Raw genomic sequence first — 19,877 nt, 5'->3', positions numbered from 1 at the left:
GGTAGGGATAGACGTCCCGGGAAACAGGTCCCCCTTTTGTGCCGGAGCGCCCCTCTGTGACGAGGGATCGCTCCGGTTGTGTTCGTGAATATTATCGAGAGGTGGCGATACGGGTCTGGCGCGGTTTGAGGATTTGGCTGAGGAGATCGGGCCGCGACGCGTCGCGCTCCAGGTGAGGATACCGTTCGCCCTCGTGATAGGCGAGCCGATAGGTCTTGTAGAACTCTTCGCTTTCGACGAGCAGCTCGATGGGATCCGAACTGGTCCTGGCTGCCCGGAGGGCCGCTCGCAGAATGTGGGGAGCGAACCGTCGTCCATTCACCGCGACGAGCCGCATTCCCGGACCGAGACCGGCGCGAGCGGCGACGGTCTCCGGCACCACATCGAGAATGAGGCCGTCATCGCGCAGGCGCAGGCCAAGCGAGTACGCGAGATCGAGGATTCGGCTGACCTGTTCGAGGGCCTGCTGGAAATCGGAAGGCGTTTCCCGATAGACCAGGCGCCAGCCGCTTCGTTCGATGCCGCCAAGCGGCGCTCGTGGTGTTGTCGCAGCCAGCCGCGTTGTGAAAAAGCCGCGCCAGTCGTAGGGAGCGACTTCGGCGAGCGTCGCCACAAGATCGTCAAAGGTGTACGGTTTGACCGTGGGGCCGCCGGATGTCCCTCCGTGAAAGCGGCGGCAAAAATCATCAAGCGACCGAGCGCCCCGGGTTTCACTGCGGATGATCGCGTCAACCTCCAGCCAGAGAAGCCACCCCTCGTCGTAAAAATCCACGCCGCGACGCCAGGCATCCCATGCCGCCGGTGCTCCGTAGAGGATCTGAGCCGCTCGCGTCGTGTCGGCCAGCGGCCGCCAGCTTCGTCCCGGCCGGTGATCGAGCGATGCCGCTGCTACGGCCAGCGCCTGCTCATACTCTTCCGGCGACCACAGTCCGCTGCGCGCCGCCAGCACGCCTCCCAGATATTGCGTGAGCCCTTCGTAGACCCACAGTAGATCGCCCACCATCGGCTGACCGTAGTCGCTCGTCGTGAGGTCGGCCGGACGGCGATATTTGCCGTTCCAGGAGTGCACGTACTCGTGGGAGAGAACGCCGATGTGGACTTTCCGAAGGGCGTCCTCCAGAAGCGTCCGTTCCGGCACGCGGTTATCGCTCGACTGATGATGTTCCAGACCGAAATGGGCGACATGGTCGCTCAGGGCGAGAAGAAAGTGATATTCGGTGTGGTGGTAGGCTCCGAAGAGAGCGCCAGCTTCGCTGACGAGTTGCTTCAAATCCGCGATCATCTTCGGACTCATTTCCAGCGCCTCCGGGCTATCCGCCGCCAGATGGATGAAGGTCGGCGGGGATGGCTCGGTCGTCAGCGTGATCGTGCGCATGTGGGCTCCAGCCAGAAGCGGCGAATCCACCAGCATCGTGAGCGAGACCGGCTCGAACTCGATCACTCCGGCGGATTCTCTCGCTTTGCGAAGAGCCGTTGCGTAGCGCCAGCCCGAAGGCAACTGCAGTCGCACCGCGTAGAGGAGGTCATCGGTTCGGCGCCCCTGGGGATAGAGCAGCACCTGATTCCAGTTGATGACGGCAAGCTGTGCCGTCGTGGACGCGGCCGAGGTGAATCCATCCCCACCGACGGGCAGAAGAAAATCAAGGGCCACCTCGAGACTGCGGGCTCCGGCGGGAATCTGACAGTGAAAGGCGTACATCTCCACCGGATCACGCTGCCAGGAAATGGTCTGACCTCCGGCACTCAGTTTCAATCCCGCCAGATTGAGAATCGGTCCGGTCGGTCCGTGTTCTCCCGGAAGCCATTTGGGATAGTATAAGGTCAACGGTCCCGGTGTGACCGGAATCGTCAGCCGCGCATGCAAAATCTTCCGCGGAGCTTCCCGGGCGTCCACCTCAAGAACAATGGGCGGGATCTGGCCCGCTGCACGAGCAACCGCGAGGACGCCGGTCCTCGGAAAACTCCCGATGAGCAAAACCGTCACGATGAAGAGAGTGACCGAGATGTATCGTGTCATCGCTATCCTCCTCCGACAGTCACCACAGATGGACACGGATTAACGCGGATCGTCCCCTTCACGGCGTGCCCATCCGTGTCCTTCTGCGGTGAGATTTTTCATGGTTTCCCGGTGGAAGCTTGGCTTCCATGAGGAACTCCCTTGAAAATGATCTCCCCACGGATGAAAGGTTCCAGCGGATCGCTCATCAGTTGGCCCCTTTGATCCGTTGGCAGACGCATTTTCATTCCTCGTGGCGGGCATGAGCACACGGGCGATTCCTGTGAACAAATAGTCCACCTCGCAGGCCGACGATGCGAAGGGATCGTTTCCTTCGTTCGGGATGAGCGTCGGCTTCCGGGCGGCAGCTTCCGGGGGGCACAGCAATGTCCGCAACCGAGAGGGTTCTGCCAGAAACGAATGCTGGAAATCACGAGGAAGCCTTAGTCACCGGTCGCGGTGGCGTATTCCTCGCGGCGGCGAGAGGGAATGCGGGCGACGCGAGCCGCCGGGAACGTGAGAGTGAACCGGGTTCCACACCCCACTTTGCTTTCGACCGAGATACGGCCGGCGTGCTCCTGGACGATCCCGTAGGTGAGCGCCAGACCGAGTCCCGTTCCGCGTCCGATCTCTTTGGTGGTGAAGAAGGGATCGTAAATTTTGGAGAGATGTTCCGGGGGAATACCGACGCCGGTATCTATGACCTCCACCTCCACCACTGCATCACGAGCGTCAGTTCGCAAGGTGAGCTGTCCTCCATCGGGCATGGCGTCGCGGGCATTGAGGATGAGGTTCATGAAGACTTGCTGAAGCTTGGTGAAATTCCCCAGAATCGCGGGCAGTTCCGGAGCGTAGTCCTTCACCACGACAATTCCACTCGTGCGCAACTGTGGCTCAATGAGCTGGAGCGTGTCGTCGAGAACCTGATGGAGATCCAATTCGGCGAAGTCCGTCCGTTCAACGCGGGCGAAATTGAGGAGGTTGGTGACGATGTTCGAAGCCCGCATGGCCTGCGTCTGGATCTTCTCCAGCAGTGCCCGACGCGGATCGCTCGGAGGAAACTGTCGCAACAGCATCTGCGTATAGCTGGCGATGCCGGCCAGCGGCGTATTGACTTCGTGAGCGACGCCCGCGGCGAGAAGCCCGATCGAGGAGAGTTTTTCTCGCTGCTGCAACTGTTCTTCGAGTCGCACGCGGTGGGTGAGGTCTTCCAGGACCAGAAGCGAGCCGACATTCTGCCCCTGAGGCGTCACAAACGGAGTGAGGGAGATGTTGAGAACGAGGTCTCGATCCTCGCCGAGTACCAGGCGAAACTTGTAGAGAGTTCGAGCCTCATCCACCACCCACCCCTCATGTCCCACGATCTGACGGAGAGCCCGCACGAGTTCCGGATCGAGGACGCTATCAATCGGCTGGCCGATGGCCTGACTGCGAGGCAGGCCGAGGAGTTCTTCCAGAGCACTGTTGCAGGTCGTGATGCGCCCTTCGGGAGTAAGGGCCAGGATCCCGACGTTGATGGACTCGATGATGCTTTCGTTGAATTCCTTCAGTTCAGCCAGTTCGGCCGCTCGTGCGGCTTGTTCTTGATAGAGCAAGCTGTTCTCGATGGCAACGGCGACATAGCCGGAAATCGCCCGCAGCAGCTCGATCTCTTCCGACGTGAGTAATGGAGCCTCCGCGTTCCGTCCCAATCCGATGATGGCCACCATGCGATCCCGCACGATGCAGGGGACGAAGTAGTGAAGGTCGCGGAAGTGAGCGAGAAAGGATTCGGGCAACCAGGGGGTGACCTCGACCGAGAGCACTCCCTGCGAAGCGCTCTCCGTACGAATCACATCAGCGAACCCGGGAGGAAGAGGCCGTTGTTCGCTCCCTTCGGAACTGAAGGCGATCCGATAACCCGCCGGGGCTGACGCGTCTTCAATGAAGATGACGATCTTGCCCACGGGCACCATCTCGCCGAGCCGTTCGGCAACCGACGACAGCAGAGGGTCGAGAGCGGTGGTGGCGGAAATGGTCTGGATGAACTGGCCGAGGCTGGCCCGGGCGCTGTAGCGGGGACCGTAAAAAAGGCGATCCATCTGCTGCTGCATCCAGTTGCGCACCGGGGCGAAGAGCATGGCGATGATGAGCATGCCCGTGACCGTGACCGCCTGGACCAGCCACAGCGGCGCATTGGGAACAACCCAATCCACGATGTCGGCTCCCTTGATCAACAGCGCGAGATAGAGAGCGAGAACCGACGCCGTCGCCAGAGCATGAACGACGCTGCGCCGCATGATCACGTCCACATCCATCAGGCGGTAGCGCACAATCGAGTAGCCGAACGACAGCGGAATGAAAATGAGCGGTCCGACGGCGATCGCTTCGATTACCGGCGAGGCGTTGGGATTGATGAAGTAGGAGTAGACCTGATAGGCGGTGAAGGGAACGATGCTCACGCCCAATCCCCAGACGACCCATTTCATCTGCTGCCGCAGGATCGGGCTCTCGGCTCGGGTGAAGGTGCGAACGAGCAATGCTCCACCGATGAGGAAGCAGAGGATGAACTGGATGACCTCCGCCGAATCGAGCCCCATGCGCAGACGCAACGCCACGTCGGCGGTCGGACGCCAGCGCATGACCAGCAGAGCCTCCAGCCCCAGCATGATCATGGCCGGGATGTAAAGCACGGCGGTGACCACACGACGGCTCTCGACGATTTGCTGCTTGATCGGGAAGAGAGCGGCGAAGTGGAGAAAGAGCGGAGCCAGCAACGTCAACGCCGCGTTGTCGGCGAGGAAAACAATCCAATCCAGACGGTCGAGCTGCTCCGTGAAGCTGTAGAAGTGGACGATGAAAGCGGCCAGGCAGATGACGTAGAAGTGACGCGTGTAGGGAGACCGCCCCTGGCGAATGAGGACGTAGAGCCCGATGATGAGATAGACCAATCCGATGGCGGCCAGATAAAGACCACGCCACAGGCGCTGGGGTTTCGCTTGCAGTCCGGTGAGATCGGCGGCCCAGCGTGACGCATCGCCGTAGGCATTGCGCCGCTCGATCAGATACGACACCGGATGGTGCACGCCCGCCGTGTCGAGATAGATCTGAACATCGCTGGCGCGGGTGATCTCATCGAAATCGCGGCCTCCATCGAGGCTGATGCCGATCAGTAGATCGCCCCGACGCACTCCGGCGCGAGCCGCCGGACCCGAAGGATCAACAATCTCCGCTTTCACTCCCCCGGGTGAATCCGCCCAGATCACGCCATCGGAGGGAATCTGAGGACTCCTCAGCCGGGCCTGGAGATTGAGCCCGCCGACGACCACCGCCGCCGCCGTAATCCCCAGAAGCAGGATCGTTCGTCCGCTCAACGTTCGCAGCCGCATGGCTCTTCCCTCAGATACTCGGCGTCGTGGGCCTCCCGCTCAGAATCTCACTGACACGCTGCCACGCACAAGGCGCTGGGGGCGATGGATCAAGAGAACTCCTCGATCCGAACTCGCATAACCGGGAAGGTCCAGCAGATTCCGCACATCCACACCGGCCTCCCAGTGACCGGGCAGCAGCGCTACCAGAGGAAGCTCTTGCGTGACCATCAGACTGAGGCTCGGATCCAGTATCGGTAGCCGGGCGTAGAAGGGATCAATGGCAAAGAGGCTCGCTCGGGAAGCCGCCCGAAAATGAGCTGAGATGCGCGTGCGCGTCGGTGAGATGAGCGCATCGAGCTGGGCGGCGAAGACCTGAAACAGTCCCGTAGTAACGGCCTGCGCCGGATCCTCAAGCCCCCGCGGCGAAAGCTTCAGCCCCTGCCCCACCGCATAGCCGATCGTGGCTTGAAGCGTTTCGCCCAGACGACGACGATACATCACCCGCAGCCCCTGAGCCTGACCCTTGAGGGCCAGCGGATGGATGATTTCAGAAGCGGAGCGAGGACGGGCAATGATGCTGCTTCCGCGGCCGGCAACATCATCGAGGAAGAAGGCCGCTTCGAGCGTTGACGTTTCACCGAGCCCCTTCTCCCACTGGAGCTGGAATCGGCGCGTGCGATCCGCCATCACACGCCCGTTGACGACGGCTGGTGTCTCCGGCTCGGTGAGCAGCACCTGGCGGCCGTGGTGATCATAGCGGGCGTGAACATCCTGCGTGCGCACCGGCACCCATTCGGCGGTCATCATGCTTCGGCCCGGCAGGGACATCTGCACGCCCAAACGCGGCAGCACGGCCATGGCCGCCTTCTGTCCGACGACCTTCGTGATATCCGCCCCGTAGACGACGACCACCGGGTCTGCCACCCGCCAGGAATCGGCCACCCGTAAAGAGAGCAGCTTCGTGGGAGCGGAGGTCGCCCCACCGGTCTCCGGTAGCACCGTCGCCATACCAACGGCGATGGTCAGCGCATGGGCTTCATCCAGAGCTGACGTGGACATCAGTTCAAACCGGCCGGGAGAATCGGCTCCGGCAACTTGCCCGACAAAAAGAAGCTCGGTCGTGGGCGTCAACTCGCTGATGGCCACAAAATTGAGCATTCCGAGCGAAGCCAGCGTGCGCGATTTCCCGGAAGCGCCGCTGATCCATTGAATCATGCCGTGAGATGGAACCCACCGCCCCCGAGCCATCGTGCGGAGAAAATCATCGGGAGGCGTCTCGCCGTTTTTGTTGAATCGCAGAACGTGACGACGCGACGCGCGCACGAGCCAGCGATAGTCGTCACGATCCTCGCGCTCCTGAGCGAGTGTTCCCAGCCGCTTCAATTCAAACGTGAGGGTGAGCGTCACATCGGGCTTGATCTCGATCGGATGGGCGACGGAGATAAACCCCCGAGCTTCGGCACGCAGGCGGTATTGTCCGGGCGTTAAACTCCTGGCCACAAATCGTCCCTGAGCATCTGTTCGGAGCGTTCGGATGGGCTCTTTGAAGGAGGTGGGATCAATGACCTTCACGACGGCGCCGATGATAGGGTTGCCCGCGTCATCCTTGACCAGGCCGGCAATGGCACCGCCGGGAGGTTTAGCCATAGCATGGCCGCACGGGACTCCAAAGACGGCGGCGAGAATAGCCGCAACGGTCCACCTTCGGATCATAAAGTTCCCCCTTCCGTTCGGTCAGAGAAGCTGGCCGCAGTCTCGATGACTGTCGGCCGGCCCACGGTATCAAAGAACTGATCTCTCACACGCTTGCGACCCTTTTGTGCGAGCCCCATAAGAAACCGACACCATTGTGCCTCAGCCCGACGGCGGGTGTCAAGCAGGTGGCCGGAAAGTTACTTCTTATGCAAGACCAAGGCCCTCTGTCCTTTATTGAAAGTTCTCCCCGCATCTTTCGGCCTCCGGCGTGGGCGGTCGCAATCTCGCCCGGGACGCACCGTCAGCACAGCTCCGGGTGAGACCGATTGCGGATTGCCGATTTTCCAGATTCAGATTCGCAATCGGCAGGACCCCTCACGGAGCACAGGGGCCGTCCAGAAACGATGAAATTCTCACCGCCGATGAATCCGATGGAGATGGAGCAGCGAGACGATCCGTGGTGATTTTCAGGCAACGAAAACAGATGCCTCAGCCGGCGTCTCCACGGGATCCGGGCGAGGCATTACACGATGCGCTCCGGGCCAGAATAAATGTTGAACCGTCGGTCGCGCACAAAGCCGATGAGCGTCATCCCGGCATCGGCGGCCACCTCGACGGCCAGACTGCTCGGCGCTCCCACGGCGACGAGAATGGAAATTCCCGCGAGCACGGCCTTATGCACAAGCTCGAAACTCGCGCGTCCACTCACCACTACGATGGCCTCCGATGCCGGAATCCCTCCCTCCATCAGGAGGGAGCCTATGAGTTTGTCCATGGCATTATGACGCCCGACATCTTCGCGCGCGAGGAAGATTTGCCCGTTGCAATCGCTGAGCGCCGAGGCATGCACGCCCCCCGTTCGAGCAAAGAGCGTCTGGGCGCGTCGGAGCGCGTCAGGAAGAGAACAGATCACGTCCCGCGAGACGCGCAGCCGAGGATTCAATACCGGCGGTCCGAGAGTACGGACAAATTCCAGCGCCGCCCGGCCGCAAATGCCGCAACTGGAAGTCGTGAAGACGTGACGGCTGAAACGCTCGGGATCAATGGTACAGTGATCGGCCAGCGTCACAATGACGATGTTTTCGCTCGGTCGGTCGTCGTGATCGGTGCAATAGGAGATCGAGCGAATGTCCTCACGACGACGGATGATGCCTTCGCTGAAGAGGAACCCCGCAGCCAGCTCGAAATCATGTCCCGGCGTGCGCATGGTGATGGCGAGACTGAGCGGCTCGTGACCCGGCCCCCTCAAACGAATCTCCAGCGGCTCTTCGACGGCCAGTACATCGTCGGACGGCGGATTAATCCGTCCATCGGCGGCCATCGAGATCAATTGTTTTTTGAGCGACCGATCACTCATCGTCGCACGAGACTCACGGCGCGGACGAAGACGGCTCGACGCGAATGAAACGCTGGGCCCGCTTGCCGTTGATGTCGCCGAGATAGAGCGCGCCGCGGGAATCCACGGCGATGGCATGAACCCAGTTCAACTCGCCCGGTTTCTCTTTTCCATCCTCACCTTTAGGAAACGTCCAGAGTTCGAGGACGCGCCCATCAGTAGCAAACTTCATGACGATTTGATCTTTGGGCGGGATACCCAACATGCTGCCGCGCGTTTCGCTCCACAGCATCGGCGATGAGCCGCAGACGTAGATCTCATCTTTCGGTGTGATCCAGATGCCCCAGGGGGTGATCAGATTCTTCCACTGGGCCAGGAAATTTCCCTTCTGGTCGAAGACCTGGATGCGCGCGTTGTTTCGGTCGGCCACGTAGAGGCGTCCGCGTGAATCCATGGCAATGGCGTGAGGCAGGCTGAACTGGCCGGGAGCGACGCCCAGCGTGCCCCAGGCTTTAACGAACCGTCCCCGTGCATCGAAGTGAACGATTCGGTTGTTGCCGTAGCCGTCAGCCACGAAGATGTCCCCTGACGGTGCAATGGCCATATCGGTGGGTTGATCGAGGTGCGTCTCATCGGCTCCGGCTTGTCCCGGTGTGCCCAGAGTCATGAGCAGCTTTCCTTCGGGCGTGAACTTGCGCACGGTATGCCATTGTGTATCGGCCACCCAGACGTTGCCCTCCTCATCCACCTTGATGTGATGGGGATTTTTGAATTCTCCCTGACCCCACATGCGGATGAGCTTTCCATCGGGCGCATAGACCTGAATGGGGATGTTGCCTCGATTGAACGTCCAGATGTTCCCGGCCTTATCAACGGCGATTCCCGGCATCGCTCCCCAAACAGCTTCAGCCGGTTTCTGCGGCCAGGTCGGGTCCAGACGATAGCCGACGGCCACATTGATCTTGGGATAGCGCTCCGGGGGACGTTGCGCACGCACCGGAACCAACCCGAGGAACAAACACCCCAGAAGCACCAGCATTGTTCCCTTCTTCGAATCGTGCTGAGAATACATGGCGGCCCTCCTTTCTGCTCGACCAAATTTCAAATCTCAAGTTCGGAATCGGAAAACCACGTCCTTCCTGCTGAGCGCAAGAAAGTACGTGACTCCATCGGGAGAGTCAAGAGGTCGGCAAACTGAGTCATACCTATCGTTCACGACTCAATCCTTAGTGAGCTGGAAATCGCCCGAGGGAATGCCGGCCTGATGCGGCCGCCAGTCAGACCTCACGCCCAGAATACACTGACACGTCCCCTCGGTCGGTTCACCGATCACATGCGTGGCTCGACTGGCCACCGTGTGATGCGTGACCTGCCACCACAGTGGGCACATGACGTTGGGCTCGGGGAGCCCGGGGCGAAATCTCCAGCTTCTCTGGCTGCTTCACGGCTGATTTTTCCGTCGCCCCAACGGATGCTTGACGCGCCCATCGGGTTTATGCAATGATGGAGGCCGTCAGTCATGCTCTTGCTCATGGGTGAGGGGCAGCAAGAGCAGAGATAAATAATGGCTTCACACAAGTAACTCTGCCCTTCTCCCGCACCCGCTGCTTTTCACAACGAGAGCGAGAGAGGAAAAAACATCGTGCGAATCGAAGTTGATCTCTTTTCAGAACGGCAGATCACCTTGCCCTGGAATTATCTGGATTGGCTGCAGGGGATTTTCTACCGGGCGATGGAGCGCGGCATTCCCCGGCTGGCTCGTGAGGTGCACGACGAGGGGTTCTTCGGCGGCGGCAAACGCTATAAGCTGGCGACCTTCTCGCTGCTTTATCCCGAACGATACGAGAAAGTGACCGATGGAATACGCACACAGGGCATCATCCGCTGGTGGATCGCTTCGCCGCTCGAACCGTTGATCGAAGCCCTTGCGCTCGGACTTCTGGCCGCACCGGAGGTGCAATTGGGCAAAGAGAAAGTCCACGTCGGGCAGATAGGGGTCGCCCTGCCGCCGACATTCACCGAGACGATGACGTTTACGACCCTGTCGCCGATCTTCGTTTCGACGGGCGAACGCGATGCAACGGGGCAGTTACGGAAGCGCTTTCTTTCTCCCAAGGAGCCGGATTTCGCGCGCGTGCTCGGCGACAATCTCAGGCGCAAGGCTCAGGCTCTGCTCGGCGAAGTTCCCGAGGGCGAACTCCGCTTCGAGTGGCTCGGCGAGCCGAAATCGAAATTGATGCGGGTGAAGGAGACCGACGTTCGAGGGTGGATGATGCGATTTCGCGTCAGCGGCCCGGTAGAGCTCCTGCAGCTTGGCTACGACGCCGGCTTCGGCGAACGCAACGCCCAGGGATTCGGGATGGTGGGCTTGCTGCAGGAGCATCCGGCGATTTCGCAAAAGGTATCATGAGAAGAGGCGACTCTGACAGGCGAAAAGGCATCCGGTTATCCCCTCATCCGGGCGAGGGAGGGGAGGTTGAGGAGCGCTCCATTGCGCCGTTCATGCGGGCATCATTGAGCGATCGTCTCAATACCAAGCGGTCGTGGGCCATCGCCCGGAGCTTGGGGCGACGCTGGCGGCGTGCGTCGGTGTGCGGCGGCGCGATCACCTTGGCATTGCTCTTCTTGCTCGGGAGATGCCCGGGGGCGGAAGGGCCTCTTCGATACCAATCCCTCTACCGGCAACTGGAGCGCGCCCTGGAGGCCTTCGCGCGTCGCGTGCCCGATGTGCGGGCGAGCGTGCCGATCTTCGGCGCCGAGCTTCTCCCGGCGAACGCGCATCGCGGGCCGGCCCTGCTCCGGCCAGACACGCGCGCGGGGATAGCTCTCTATCTCGACGCGTTGCGGGCGCTGGGCGTGCGTGGCGTGAAAGTCGCAATCAGTTATCCGATCCTCTCCGGGGACGATCCTCATCGCGATGCCTATCTGGCATTTTATCGCGATATCGTTCGCGAAGTCCGTCAGCGCGGGATGCGACTTCTCGTTGGCACGGGCGTCCTGATCCCCGATGAGACGACCGGAGTCGGCCCTCACCCGGGATTGACGATGGAGCGTTACCGCGAGGCGCGCCGCCAGATCGCTCGCACCATCGCGCGCGAGCTGCAGCCCGATTACCTGACTATTGCCAATGAGCCGACTACGGAAGCGCGCGCCACAGGATTGCGGCAGCTCGCGGATGTGGACGAGTATATGCGCCTGGTGCGATTCGTGCTCGATGGGCTCGCCGATGTGCGCGCGGGCATTCGGGTCGGAGCCGGGGCGGGGAATTGGGAGGCCGTGGAGTTCGTCCAGCGCCTCGCGAAGATGGATGAGCTCACTTACGTGGACATCCACGTCTATCCGGCGACGCTTGGTCTTCTGAATCGGGCGGCCGAGATGGTGCGCCTGGTCCGCGCGCAAGGCAAGCCGGTGATCATCGGCGAAGCGTGGCTGTATAAGGCGTCGGCGCCGGAACTGATGCGAAACGTCGCCCCTGGACCGATCTTCGCCCGCGACGTCTTCTCCTTCTGGGCTCCGCTCGATCAGAAATTCATCGAAGCGATCGTCCGTTGGGCGTCGGCGGAAGGGGTTGAATTCCTCTCGTTCTTCTGGAGCAAATATTTCTTCGCTTATGTGGATTACGCGCCGGCGCATGAGCGTCTCTCTCCGGCGCGACTCCTTGGCTTGGCGGACGCCGCGGCTGCCAGGAACATCCTGCGTGGGGAGGTCAGTCCAACGGGAGCCTACTATCGCACTCTCATTGCCGCGTACGCGCCGCGAAAGGCATATCATCTCGAACGCCCCGCTGGGGCTGTGGCGAAGAAAATGGATTCTAAAGCGCGGCGGGTCCTCAGATGTGTCGAGCCTTCTCGGGTGACAAACGCTTTGAGGTCCGCCGATGCGCTCGCTGACAATACCCACCGGAGTTTGAGCCCGATGAGGATGCTCATGGGCTTTCCGGGGAAACTTCTTGGCAGGGGAACATACATTTGCGAAAATCCCCCACGAAAGAGGGAATTCGATGACACCGCCACCGTTCTTGATTCAGCTTTCCTATAATCGCTCCACCGGCAACTTTTGGGTGGATACGGGACTTATCGTACTCATCGAACAGTTCGGCGAAGGCTGCTACCAAGTGGAAGATGTCCTAAAGTGGTTACTGAGCCAACTCGTACGACCCACCGGCAAAAAGGGAAAGTACTACGACGAAGTAACCGGAGACATTCGGGAGTACGATAAAGTCAACTGGGTCTATCCGACAAACCTTTTCATTAAAGTCTCCGGCTCAGCGCCGAAGATTAAAGTCGAGGTCGAAGGCAAGGAAGAAAATTATTTTACTAATCCTCCTGAGTTTAAGCTAGACTTGAAATTGAGCAGAAAGTCCAATGTATGTGACCTCTGCGGCGACACTGTACCGCTTACCGACGCCAAGATGTGGATGTATCCCTTCGTAGTTGATCCCAACAAATTCGGAAACTTCTACTCGGGCGGGAAACGAGGATTGCGATTCTGTGCCCGCTGCGCGCTGGCGGGATTAGCAGGGTATTTGGGCTGGCTTTGGAAAGCCCAAGGACGTGATGCGTTTCACTTTTTCGTTTTCCATTCCGACTTGCGCGAATTGGACCGGCTCCATAAAGAAGTCCTTCAACCCCTTCAGGTGAGAGGGAGCAGAGGTGGGAATGCTCCGGTTGCTTTCTTTGGGCCCTACATCCACGAAACCACGCTCGGGTTGTTACTGGCGTTGTTTGCTCATGTGCGGCAATCCGACCTGCTTTCTAACGAAGCACGACAGTATTTGGCTACACTATTGGGTGCCAGCGGAACAGATAGGCCTCCGGTACCAATCAGACTGTATGCTGTCACAGGTACACCCGGACAAGCATTCAATATGCAGGCACTGCGGGAGTTCTCCAAGCTCCAGTCGCTGTACCGGCTCTACGAACGCTGGACGGATATCATCGCTCAACATCAGATTGATCCTAATCCCCATCAACGCGTTGTGATGATCTTTCGACAGTTTGAGGCGCGACAGGGGGATAGGTACGAGACCCTGTGGAGGGATAAAATTTCTTGGGCGGTGATGGAATTTGGCGACCCGGCACCGTTTGTCGAACAGTTTCTTTTCGACGCTCGTGCTAGGGAAGATAATCCTCGACCGTTGGTTCGAGGCACGATAGACTTACTGAACCAATACGTACAGGAGGTGCTCAACATGGATGCACAATTCCAGCGAACACTGACCGGCTTTGGCCACACCTTAGGAACCGCAGCACAAGAGCATAAAGAGATGGGTTTGCTCTATTCGTTGCGGAATGCTAAAAACCCGGAGGAATTCTACCGTGTGCTTAATGACGCTCAATTTCGCCTTGAGCTGACCATCCCGGAAGCCTTGCTCAAGATCGAACGGGGCGAGCGAATTGGCGGAACTCCATGGGTAAGGATCAAAACGCTTCTTTCCATCTACGCGATGAACGCCTTCTTACGCAAAGGGGCACCGCAAGCGGAAGAGTCCCAATCATCAGAGGAGGAGTGATCTATGAGCAGAGCAATTGCCATTGGCTACCTTATGAAAGTCTCGGCGGCGAATGTGAACGCTTCTCACACGGAAGGGAACGTCGTCGTCGCAAAGAAAGTCACGCTGCCCGATGGCAGCACTATTCCCTACATCTCCGGGCAGGCCATCCGGCGGATGCTGCGGGATCGGCTGGAAGAGTTGGGTTACTCACTTTCCGAGCCATCTGCACAAGTGAGCGGGCAAGAAGTCACCCCACCGGTGCGCCCGCACGAGTTTGTGGATGAGGATCTCTTCGGTTACTTAGACCCATCGGGCGGGCGGCGTCGCACTTCGCCGGTGCGTGTCTCGGCTGCCGTGGGGCTATTTCCATTTCAGGGTGACCGCGACCTCGGCACGCGATCCTTTGAACGCTTTGGACAGGAAATGGCTGCTGGCGGAAACATGTTTGAGACTGAACTTTACGCCAACCTTTTCAAGGGAACAATGCTAATAGAACTCGACCGGGTGGGCACCTTTCGGGCGCTAGAAACCGGTCAGTCAAACGACCAACAACTTCCCCCGAATGAAAGGAGAAGGCGCGTCCAGACGCTCTTCGAAGCCTTGAATCTCCTTTGGGGCGGCGGGCGAACGGCTCGGATGCTCACAGACCTTTCGCCGAAGTTCATTGCTTACAGCCGGCTTTCGGTCAAGCATCCAGTGTTCCTAGAGGCGCTCGTTGCTCACTATGAAGACAGCAAATACGGTCTGGAATTGGAACCGCTGCGAAATGCCTTGAACAAATTTGCAGCCTATCGCCAGCACACTTTGTTCGGGATTGAGCCGGGCATTTTCGGCAACGAGGAGGAAATTCGTGATGTGCTGGCGAGCTATGGAGAGGTCCTTTCGGTCCATGAAGCCATCTCCAGGGCCCGAGCTGATGTGGAGAACCTATGGAACGAATCCTCTACGTGAGTGTCCGTGCGCCGGTAGCGTCTTTTCGCCGTCCGCTGGATCACAACTACCAACGGACACTACCGATGCCACCGCCAACCACGTTGATGGGTATTGCTGGGGCTGCGCTGGGGCTTTCGGATCGTGAACTCTGGGCAGAGAGTAGCCTACTGGCTCACGCGAAGGTCGCCGTCTGGATGGACACTGAGCCTGCGCGCGCCCGTGATATGTGGACCCTACTCAAAATCAAGGGCGGCAGGATGGAGCGTTCACCGTATTTCCGGGAGCTGCTCTTTTTCGTTCGCTACACGCTTCTGTACGGTGGTGAAGAGACGTTGCTTCAAAAATTGGAGCAAGCACTCCACAATCCCGTGTATCCACTCTCGCTGGGACGGGAGGACGAGTTGTTACTCGTGGAGGATGCTGCGCTGGAGGACGCTTCCAAAGGCGAGCCGCGCTTCCGAGGCACGGTGCTGCCGGGCGACATTCGCCAGATGCGAACTCGCCTTCCGAATTTGCGTCCTGGCATTCGGTTTGAGCCGCCGGTTGTGGAGATGCTGCCGCTAGGCTTTACGGTAGATGCACGCGGACTTCGCCAACCGAAGCGCTCAACCGCGCTGAGCTTTCTTCCCCTGGAGTTAGAGCTAGAGGTGGAAGAGCCAAAGCTACCCGCACTGCAATGCAGAGGGAGAAACTTCGTGTGGATGAACTCTTAGCCAAGCCTGACGTTCCGCTTACAGATCATCTATGGAATGTGATATGCTTGGGCGAAAAGATCGCAGACCGCTTAAGACTTGATGAGCGTCTGCGAACTAAAGCTCTGCTCGCGTGCGCCTTGCACGATATTGGCAAAGCTACCCATAGCTTTCAAGAATACATGCGCACAATCCGACAGCTAGAGTTGGCCGTAGAACGCGGCGCTACCTCTAGGGAAATTGATTGCTTGAAGCGAGAGGTGAGGAGGAAAAAAGCCGCAGCGTACCCTCACGCTCTGGCATCGCTACCATTCGCATTAGTTGCTGAAAAGTACTTGGGGCAGAAGTGTGGGTGGCATATCCGTGACTTCAGCGCTACGGCTGCCGTTTTGACGCACCATTCACCACTGGGGCCAGAACTTTATAAAGGCTATGGTGTGCCAGACCTTCACTCGAAGCTAGCAGAGGCACTGGAAGTTGTTTGGGAACTGCTTCAACGTGTTGGCGTGGATGACTTGATGCCGGCCAAAAATCTTATGACTGCTTTACAACCGCTGCTCAAGCAATCGCCAGCAGCGTTGCTCGACCAAAGCTTCCCGTTTGGGCAAGAAAGGAAGAGCTTGCGGGGCATCCTTCAAGCTCTACCTGTGCAGGAATTCGCTCAGGTCAAAGCGGTGCTCCACCTAGCTGACTGGCTAGTATCGGCAAAACAGCCTGATCCTGCATTGCTCTTTCTTGATCAGGGTAGGGCTTCTGTTGAGGCCCATATCCAGCAGTTCCCCTTGCGCGAATTCCAACGACAAGCAGCCAACGCGACACACAATACCCTTTTTCTGCGGGCGCCGACAGGTACAGGTAAGACCGAGGCCCTCTTGCTCTGGGCAGGAAATACGAAGCGCCTGATTTACCTCCTTCCCACACAGGCAACGGTCAATGCCATGTGGAGGCGGTTACGGAAAATCTATGGCGACAGCCGTGTGGCGCTGGCTCACGGGCGGGCCAGTTATGTGCTGCGGAAAGAGTTCGATGAAGACCCGCTGGACATGAAACTTTTTGGTTCGGTCTTTGCTAGGCCTGTCACGGTGGCAACACTGGACCAGTACCTACTGGCGCACCTAAACGGACGTCACTGGGAGGAACGTCGAAGCCTAGCCAAAAGAGCTACCATAATCTTGGATGAAATTCACGCCTATGAGCCTTACACGCTGGGCCTGCTATTAGAAGCTCTCAGCCGCGAGCAACCAGCACGGTTGGCGTTGGCCAGCGCCACGCTTCCGACACGGCTCCTTGAGCTTTTCCAACAGGGTAGGCTGGTGGAAGCCGAACTCCCCCTCTGGCAGCGCAAGCGCCACCAACTGCAACGGCGCGAAGGCGCTCTGCTGAAGGACGGGATTGAAGAAGCGCTCCGGTATGCTCGCGACGGGCGCTCTGTACTCCTTATCGCCAATACCATCAGCGAAGCGCAGACACTTTATAAGCAGCTTAAAGAACGAGGCTGGAGGAAGTGTGAGCTACTTCATGCCCGCTTCATCTTCCGCGACCGACAGAAAAAGGAAGCTCGAGCAGAAAAGCCACAACCCGGCACGATCTTTGTCGCCACGCAGGTCGTAGAGGTCAGCTTGGACATTTCTTACGATGTGCTTCTGACCGAAATAGCACCGATTGATGCTTTGGTGCAGCGCATGGGGCGCGTCAATCGTCGAGGAGAGACTCCCCCAGCTCCTGTTATCATCTATCGCCAGTGGTCGGAGGGTTCGCAGCGCGTTTATGGTAAAGAAATGCTTCAATGGAGCCTGGAACTTCTGGAGACTCTTTCAGAAATGCCTACAGATCGAGATTTAGCCGATGTTACTCATCGCCTCTACGATCAGGTAATGGCGTCTGAGGATTGGAAGATAGAATTTTGTGAGGGACGCCGGACAATAGATGAAGTGCAACGTATCTTAGGCTGTTACACGATCGACCTTTCCGATGAAGAAATGCGCTCGCGCTTCACTGCTAGGCGAGGACAAATCTCGGTAGAGGTTTTGCCTACTGAGTTCTTGCAGGAAGCCTATGAATTCAAGGAACGCGGCGAAAGCTGGCGGCTGCCGGAATTGTTAGTGCCTGTGCCAGTGTACTGGCTTAAGCATACTGAGTTTTTCACACCGATAGAAGATTTGCGGTGTATTCAAACAACGCTGAAATACAGCAAGCAGATAGGATTGGTATCGCCATTATCGCCAGACAGCGCGGGCGGGGGGATTATGATAGACTAACCAAGCTTGGGCCATTGCGATGATCGAACCGCTACGCTGGGAGAACTTTCAAACAACGCTATGACCCACGATGAGTTTGAACAAGTGAAAGTTATTGGCATCAGCGTGAACGGCGACGCTGTTTGCCAGAGCACCCCGTGACCCTATAGCCATGGCATCGGTATGGAGCCATCAAGCGACGGGTTATTGCTCGGAGGACTCGTGTGCGAGCGCGCCTCCTGTTACCAGCCTCGTCGAGGGTTTCTTATAGACCATCTCATCCAAGCTGACCGTTAGAAAAGTGAAATCGCGGAGCTATTTTGAAAGTGGCATGAGCAGTGTTCAAAAATCATTAAAGTCGTTCTGTCCGGAGAAGGGGCTCCCTGGTTGATCGGCAAGAGAGAGGCCAGTTAAAATCTAACAAGCAATTTTTTATGCTGGCCGCAGGGGCGATAAAGAGAAAGCTTGCTCCCTACTTCGAGCAAAGAAGCGAGATTTTGCTCGCTTATCTGTTCGGCTCAGTTGCTCGAAGCCGCACGAATGAGCTCAGCGATCTCGATATCGCTTTGCTCGTGGATGAGAAGAAGTTGCGGAAGCTCGACGCCAAGGAGCCCTACGGCTATAAGGCCGCCGTGATTGCCGACTTGATGGGCTTGCTCCAGAAGAACGAGATAGATCTGGTCTTGCTCCATGAAGCACCCCCTCTCCTGGCCAACGAGGTGATCAGTGATGGACGTCTTCTGTTTTGTCGGGATGAAGATCTGAGAATCGCCTTCGAGGTCACGGTGAAACATAGATATGTGGACACCCGGCCCCTGAGAGAGATCAAGCGCCAGTATATATACGAACGTATCGAACAGGGCACCTTCAGCAAATTGACCGGCTGTGATCAAGCGCCAAATCATTGACAAACATTTAGAAGATATGGCTACTCGCGTAGCCCACTTGCGCCAGTATCAGCAGTACCCATTTGAAAAATTCATCGGCGACTGGCAGGCAGTCTATGCCGCCGAGCGGGGCATTCAGACTGCCGTCCAGAACTTGATCTATATCGGCGCCCATATCTTAGCCGCGCTCGGAGATTCCCAATGGGACGAATACAGAGAGATTCCGCTCCGCCTGGCCAGGCATCGCGTCATCCCTGAGTCAAGCGTCGAGATCCTGCAAGCCATGATCGGCACGCGCAATGTCCTGGTGCATCAGTATGCTGAGGTTGATGTCGCGAAGGTCTATGAGATCATTCGGGACCGTCTCGATGACTTCGATCGCTTTGCGAGGCACATCAAGCGATATATAGAACAGCAAAGCCGTGGATAAATCCCCGCTCTATATCGGCACCCGGGTGAATTATTGCATCATCTGGAAGAAATGAGGAGAACAATGCCTGAGGATCAATACGCCGGTGCTCAACCAGGTCCAGCGTGACACTGCTGGGGGCGAGTGGGCCTTTTCCAGCCGTTGCCAGGTGCTGGGATATTTCTGCCGCTTACATGCGCGCCCGCCGCTGCAGATACTCCACAGCGCCGGCAACTGTTTGAACCCTCGGCCACGACGCACTAGTCGGCCGTGGCCGGCAACCTGCTCGCGCCATCGCTCACTGATTCGCCGCTTCCATCAGCTACTACTCGCACATCACGCGCTCGGGTTTTTCGCTATTGGTTCGCTCTAACGCCGCTGTTTCCTAGGGGTGCGCCATTGTCGTCGGGCGGCTTCGCGGGCCCGCTGCCGACGCCGGTTGGCGACCTCCGGGGAGTGGCACGCAGATCAAGTGAGGCTGGCAAAAGAAGGGCCTGCCAGCGCCCCCTCAGCCACTCCAGTAGCAGAGATAACCTGTGGGCTGCTGCGCTCGATCTGCCGCCATAGCCAGCAAACAGCCCCATAAGCTCACCGGCAAACGGATGACTGTGCTATCCAGCGCGTAGACCGCCGAGAAGCTCGCGACCAAGGGCGGCCCGGGTGAGGTTGGGGATCATCTGCTGCAATGCCCGCAGAAAGAGTGCTTGTATCCAGGGCCACGGCCCGCCCCGTAAACGGGGCATCAATGGCTTGAGGGCTGACGCGACAGCTCAGTTGTAGCCGTTGTAGCCATCGCCGCCACCCCCGACAGCGTCGGCATAAAAAGTGATCCCGTCAGGGGCGACTGC

General features: G+C 58.6%; 14 protein-coding genes. 8 read left to right on the top strand and 6 right to left on the bottom strand.

Annotation, left to right across the window (positions count from 1 at the left end):
- Positions 1–91: 91 nt before the first annotated feature.
- The 6 genes from VNM72_01615 to VNM72_01590 all read right to left on the bottom strand — a co-directional run bounded on the left by VNM72_01615 (position 92) and on the right by VNM72_01590 (position 9,767).
- Entirely contained in the window at positions 92–2,017 is a 1,926-nt protein-coding gene (locus VNM72_01615) for a M61 family peptidase (GenBank protein HXF04095.1), read from the bottom strand.
- Between the two features lie 422 nt (positions 2,018–2,439).
- Positions 2,440–5,364 (bottom strand): ATP-binding protein, encoded by a 2,925-nt coding sequence (locus VNM72_01610; protein HXF04094.1) that lies wholly within the window; start codon positions 5,362–5,364, stop codon positions 2,440–2,442.
- Between the two features lie 39 nt (positions 5,365–5,403).
- Positions 5,404–7,059 carry a carboxypeptidase-like regulatory domain-containing protein gene (locus VNM72_01605; protein HXF04093.1) on the bottom strand — a complete coding sequence of 552 codons (1,656 nt, stop codon included), beginning with the start codon at positions 7,057–7,059 and terminating at the stop codon, positions 5,404–5,406.
- Between the two features lie 505 nt (positions 7,060–7,564).
- Entirely contained in the window at positions 7,565–8,398 is an 834-nt protein-coding gene (gene fdhD, locus VNM72_01600) for a formate dehydrogenase accessory sulfurtransferase FdhD (protein HXF04092.1), read from the bottom strand.
- A 13-nt stretch (positions 8,399–8,411) separates the two neighbouring features.
- Positions 8,412–9,449, bottom strand: a complete 1,038-nt coding sequence (locus VNM72_01595) for a peptidyl-alpha-hydroxyglycine alpha-amidating lyase family protein (GenBank protein HXF04091.1) — start codon at positions 9,447–9,449, stop codon at positions 8,412–8,414.
- 147 nt (positions 9,450–9,596) lie between these two features.
- On the bottom strand, positions 9,597–9,767 hold the full coding sequence (locus VNM72_01590) for a hypothetical protein (protein ID HXF04090.1): 171 nt from the start codon (positions 9,765–9,767) through the stop codon (positions 9,597–9,599).
- A 252-nt stretch (positions 9,768–10,019) separates the two neighbouring features.
- Between VNM72_01590 and cas6 the strand changes: the two genes are divergently transcribed.
- From cas6 to VNM72_01550, 8 genes are all read left to right on the top strand, one after another.
- Positions 10,020–10,787: a CRISPR-associated endoribonuclease Cas6 gene (gene cas6, locus VNM72_01585; GenBank protein HXF04089.1), complete on the top strand. Its 768-nt coding sequence runs from the start codon at positions 10,020–10,022 to the stop codon at positions 10,785–10,787.
- Positions 10,784–12,415, top strand: a complete 1,632-nt coding sequence (locus VNM72_01580) for a hypothetical protein (protein ID HXF04088.1) — start codon at positions 10,784–10,786, stop codon at positions 12,413–12,415. Before cas6 ends, VNM72_01580 begins: the two co-directional genes overlap by 4 nt.
- Entirely contained in the window at positions 12,378–13,889 is a 1,512-nt protein-coding gene (locus VNM72_01575) for a hypothetical protein (GenBank protein HXF04087.1), read from the top strand. Before VNM72_01580 ends, VNM72_01575 begins: the two co-directional genes overlap by 38 nt.
- Positions 13,890–13,892: 3 nt before the next feature.
- Positions 13,893–14,822 carry a type I-B CRISPR-associated protein Cas7/Cst2/DevR gene (gene cas7i / locus VNM72_01570; GenBank protein ID HXF04086.1) on the top strand — a complete coding sequence of 310 codons (930 nt, stop codon included), beginning with the start codon at positions 13,893–13,895 and terminating at the stop codon, positions 14,820–14,822.
- Positions 14,801–15,517, top strand: coding sequence for a CRISPR-associated protein Cas5 (locus VNM72_01565; GenBank protein ID HXF04085.1), 717 nt, complete (start codon positions 14,801–14,803; stop codon positions 15,515–15,517). Before cas7i ends, VNM72_01565 begins: the two co-directional genes overlap by 22 nt.
- A complete protein-coding gene (gene cas3, locus VNM72_01560) occupies positions 15,502–17,754 on the top strand; it encodes a CRISPR-associated helicase Cas3' (protein ID HXF04084.1) in 2,253 nt (750 codons plus the stop codon). Before VNM72_01565 ends, cas3 begins: the two co-directional genes overlap by 16 nt.
- A gap of 413 nt (positions 17,755–18,167) precedes the next feature.
- Entirely contained in the window at positions 18,168–18,641 is a 474-nt protein-coding gene (locus VNM72_01555) for a nucleotidyltransferase domain-containing protein (GenBank protein HXF04083.1), read from the top strand.
- Complete coding sequence (locus VNM72_01550; protein ID HXF04082.1) at positions 18,619–19,050, top strand: DUF86 domain-containing protein; 432 nt, start codon at positions 18,619–18,621, stop codon at positions 19,048–19,050. Before VNM72_01555 ends, VNM72_01550 begins: the two co-directional genes overlap by 23 nt.
- The last annotated feature ends 827 nt before the right edge of the window (positions 19,051–19,877 follow it).

Source organism: Blastocatellia bacterium, from assembly GCA_035573895.1.
In the GTDB taxonomy this organism is placed as follows: Bacteria; Acidobacteriota; Blastocatellia; order HR10; family HR10; genus DATLZR01.
Note: the sequence above shows the minus strand (reverse complement) of the source record. Positions and strands in the feature narration are given on the sequence as shown.